We start from the raw sequence: 4,527 nt of genomic DNA, 5'->3' as shown, positions 1-4,527 counted from the left end.
ACAATGGAATAAATGAAATATATAAATATTTAAATGAAAATAAAAATGTTAATTTAATAATAGAAGGATATACTGACAGCAAAGGAAGCGACAGTTATAATATAAGATTATCTGAAAACAGAGCAAGAACTATACTTAATAAATTAGTAGCAAAAGGTATAGATAGAAAAAGACTAAGATATATAGGTTATGGTTCTACACGTGCTTCTCAAAATAATGAAAAAGATAGAAAATGTCAGTTTGTAATAATAAATAGTGCTGATGAAGAAGAAGCATATAAAAAAAGAAATGAAACTGATACTATTAAATTAAAAAGATAATTTTTTATACATTTTTCGGCTTAAAATAATAAAAAAATTTGTTTAACTATATGCATATAAAAATTAATATAATGGAGTTTTATATGCATACAAAAATATACTCTGAAGCTCTTTACGGAATAGAAGGAATACCTATAATAATAGAAGTAAATATATCTGAAGGTTTGCCTAAATTTGATGTTGTAGGACTTCCGGATCAAGCAGTTAATGAAGCAAAAGAGAGAGTAATTGCTGCAATAAATAACAGCGACAGATTTTTCCCGCCAAAAAGAATAACTATCAATTTAGCACCTGCTGATTTAAAGAAGACAGGAAGCATGTATGATTTGCCTTTTGCATTAGGCATACTTTCATCAAGTGCCCAAGTATTTTTTTCCGACTTTATGGAAAAAACTATTATACTTGGTGAATTAGCATTGGACGGAAGTGTGAGAGAAGTAAAGGGAATATTCTCAATGCTTTTAAATGCTAAAGAATTAGGAATAAAAAATGCAATTATACCATTTAACAATATGGAAGAAGCTAATATAGTTGATGGTTTAAATTTATATCCGGTTAAAACTTTAAAAGATGCTATTGATGCTATCGAAGGAAAAAAAGCTCCTATTATATCCGAAGGAAAATTTAATTTTAACAGCGATGAAAATGAAAATATAGATTTTTCAGATGTTAAAGGTCAGGAATATGCAAAACGTGCGGCAATGATAGCAGCAGCCGGAGGACACAACTTTATAATGATAGGTTCTCCAGGATGCGGAAAAACTTTGATAGCAAAAAGAATACCTACAATATTGCCTCCTCTGACTTTTGAAGAAGCTTTGGAAGTTACAAAAATTTATTCTTCCTACGGACTTTTATCAAAAGATATGCCTATAGTAAAAAAACGCCCATTTAGAATACCTCATCATACATCTTCTTATGTAAGCCTTGTTGGAGGAGGAAGAAATATAAAGGCTGGAGAAATAACTTTGGCACATAATGGTGTATTATTTCTTGATGAGTTTGTAGAGTTTCAAAGCTCAGCACTTCAAACTTTAAGGGAGCCTATGGAAGAAAAAGTTGTTACAATAAGCAGAGCTAATGGAAGTATGTCATTTCCTGCTAATTTTACATTGATTGCTGCTATGAATCCATGTCCATGCGGTTATTACGGAGATGAAAAGCATGCATGCCGATGTTCAGAAATAGCAAGAAAAAGATATATAGCTAAACTTTCAGGTCCTATACTGGATAGAATAGACATTTCAATAGAAGTACGTGCTGTTGATTATAATAAAATCATTTCTAAAGCTGATGGAGAGAGTTCTGCTTCTATGCGTAAAATAGTTGTTGAGGCAAGAAAAAAACAAGAAAAAAGATTCAAAGAAAACGGACTTAAAATATTTTCAAATTCAGCTATGGGTATAAAGGACACTGAAAAATTCTGCAAAATGGATGATAAAGCTAGAAATCTTCTTAACATTGCTATAGAAAGATTTTCAATGAGTGCAAGAAGCTATGATAAGATATTAAAAGTATCCAGAACTATAGCTGATTTGGAGGATAAAGATATAATAGAAGTAAATCATATAACAGAGGCTTTGCAGTACAGATTTAATATAAATTAATTTACTATATTTTAATATATTTGTAATACTATAATTTTAACTATTTTTATTAACTTAGGTTGATAATATATAATATATATGTTATTATTAGAATACACAATATAGGTATAAAATGGATATAGCATGAAAATCGTATCTGGCAGATTCTTATCTAAATCTGAGCTCAAGAATAGAATATTAAGAGATATACTAATAGCAATAATGTTCTTTTCCATAGTATTTTTGGTATATGTTCAAATGAGAAGTCCGGTACCAATTAAATTTATATTTAAATCTCTTTTTCAGGATGTGAAAACATCAATAGTAGAAGAATACTCCAAGATATTTTATCCTACATATTACTTTTCAATGCAAATGACGCCTATATTTGATATAGTTAATCAAGCTCCTGAGGCATATAAAATTCTTATAACCAATTTTTTTCCAAAACATACATTTATAGAAAAAGCTGCTATGCAGGTTGGTAATAATTACATGTCAATAACTAAAGAAGGAAACGGCTATAAAGTAGTAGGACATATTGTCACCAACAACAATAGTCATAACTATTCTTCTGTACCTTTTGAACAGTTAAGCATAGACTCATTTTATATAAAAGACGGAAAACCTTATATACATTTAATATACATAGCAAATGAAAATATAGCATTTGAATACATATCTCAATTCAATGTCAATTTTAATGAAGTTGAACTTAAAGATATTGATGATATATATGCATATTTAGTTACAGGAAACAGCAAAATTACCTTTCCAATATCATATTCTTCCAACACCAATAATAAAATAAATAATTTGGATTATGTAGCTATAGCTGATATTATGACTGAAGAGTTTAATGGAACAAATGAAGATATGATGAAAGTTTCATATAAAGACAATAATTATTGGGGTTATAAAGGAACTTTTTCTGTTGCAAACAATAATATAGAAATTGGAATTATTATACCTGAAAAAGCATTGATTAATAAAATACAAGTGCCTATAGTATTATTTTTAATTGTATTTGTAGTTGTAACTATTGTATTGATAGTTGTGCTTGCTATACATTATATAAGAATAATAGAAGATTTAAGAAGAAATCATATGGACATAAAAAAGATTATTGAAGCTGGTGAAAATACAAATGTAGAGTTTAAATCTTCTTTGAGATATGACAGTAATACAGAAAAAATTAATAAAGCCTTAGAAGAAGTTATTATGAAATCTATTGCGGCATTCAGCAACACAGAAGGCGGAAGATTATTTATAGGTATTTCAAATGACGGCGAGATTCTAGGACTTGAACATGATTATTCTACATTAAAGCATGCTAATCAGGATTTCTTTGAACTGCATTTAAGAACATTAATAGAAACATATTATGGAAATGCATTTTCTGCTGAAGGTATAAGAATTGATTTTATTGTTGAAGACGGTAAAGATATTTGTATAGTATATATAAGCAAAGGAAGAGAGCCTGTTTATACTAAAATAACTAATAAACAAGGTGCTAAAGAAGAAAAATTCTATATTCGTGTTGGAAACTCCTCAAGAGAAATTGCTAATGCTAGCGAAATTATAGCCTATGTAAAAAAACATTTTAAATAATAAAATGTTTTGTTTTAATATATAAAAAACATTTTAAATAATTAAAATGTTTTGATTTGATATATAAAAAATCATTTTTAATAATAAAAAATGTTTGATTATACTAACTTGACTATTTATAGCCAATATTATATAATAATTATTACTAATAATTAAAGGAGTGTTTCTATGTCTGAAAATGTATATGATAGTATTATAATAGGCGGAGGACCTGCAGGACTTTCTGCTATGTTATATTTAGGAAGAGCTTTAACAAATTCTCTTCTAATAGAAAAAAAAGGTGCCGGCGGACAAATGATGAGCACTGATACTGTTGAAAATTATTTAGGTTTCCCTGAAGAAATGAGTTCTTTTGAGCTTGTAGCTAGAATGCAGCAGCATGCTGAAAAGTTCTCTAAAAATCCTATAGTTTATGATGAGGTTATAAAAGTAGAAAATATTAAAGATAAAATAAAAAAAGTAATTACTGCTGACGGTAAAACTTATGAAACAAAAACAATAATACTTGCTATGGGCGGTTTTGCTAAAAAATTAGGTGCTAATGGTGAGGAAAAATTTGCTGGAAAAGGTGTTTCTTATTGTGCTACTTGCGATGGTGCTTTCTATAGAAACAAATCTGTTGCTGTAGTAGGAGGCGGAAACAGTGCTTTTGATGAATCTTATTTCCTTACTAGATTCGTTAATAAAATATATTTAGTTCACAGAAGAAAAGAATTCAGAGCTGAGCCTATCAACGTAAAACATTTAACAGATACTGGAAAAGTAGAATATGTACTTGATTCTGTAATAGATGAGATTTGCGGAGACGGTAAAGTTAATAGCATAAAAATAAAAAATGTATTAGATGGTTCTGTACATGATCAGCCTGTAGACGGTGTATTTGTATTCGTAGGTCAGGAGCCTGCAACACATTTCTTAAAAGACACTGGCTTAGAATTAAAAGAAACTGGACATATAGTTACAAACATGTCTACAATGGAAACTAACATTGAAGGCGTATTTGCATGCGG

The 4,527-nt window shown here is 28.9% G+C and carries 4 protein-coding genes; all 4 read left to right on the top strand.

The genetic code is table 11. The features are described from left to right. Nucleotides 1–320 (top strand): OmpA family protein (locus tag Q0J90_RS10185; RefSeq protein WP_297277795.1); only part of this gene is annotated, 320 nt, incomplete at its 5' end. 83 nt (nt 321–403) lie between these two features. Continuing rightward, entirely contained in the window at nt 404–1,927 is a 1,524-nt protein-coding gene (locus tag Q0J90_RS10180; protein ID WP_297277794.1) for a YifB family Mg chelatase-like AAA ATPase, read from the top strand. A gap of 123 nt (nt 1,928–2,050) precedes the next feature. Beyond that, entirely contained in the window at nt 2,051–3,517 is a 1,467-nt protein-coding gene (locus tag Q0J90_RS10175) for a helix-turn-helix domain-containing protein (protein ID WP_297277793.1), read from the top strand. A 168-nt stretch (nt 3,518–3,685) separates the two neighbouring features. Further along, the coding region (locus Q0J90_RS10170; RefSeq protein ID WP_297277792.1) for an FAD-dependent oxidoreductase at nt 3,686–4,527 on the top strand (842 nt) is incomplete at its 3' end.

This window comes from uncultured Brachyspira sp. (genome assembly GCF_944390595.1).
In the GTDB taxonomy this organism is placed as follows: Bacteria; Spirochaetota; Brachyspiria; order Brachyspirales; family Brachyspiraceae; genus Brachyspira.
Note: the sequence above shows the minus strand (reverse complement) of the source record. Positions and strands in the feature narration are given on the sequence as shown.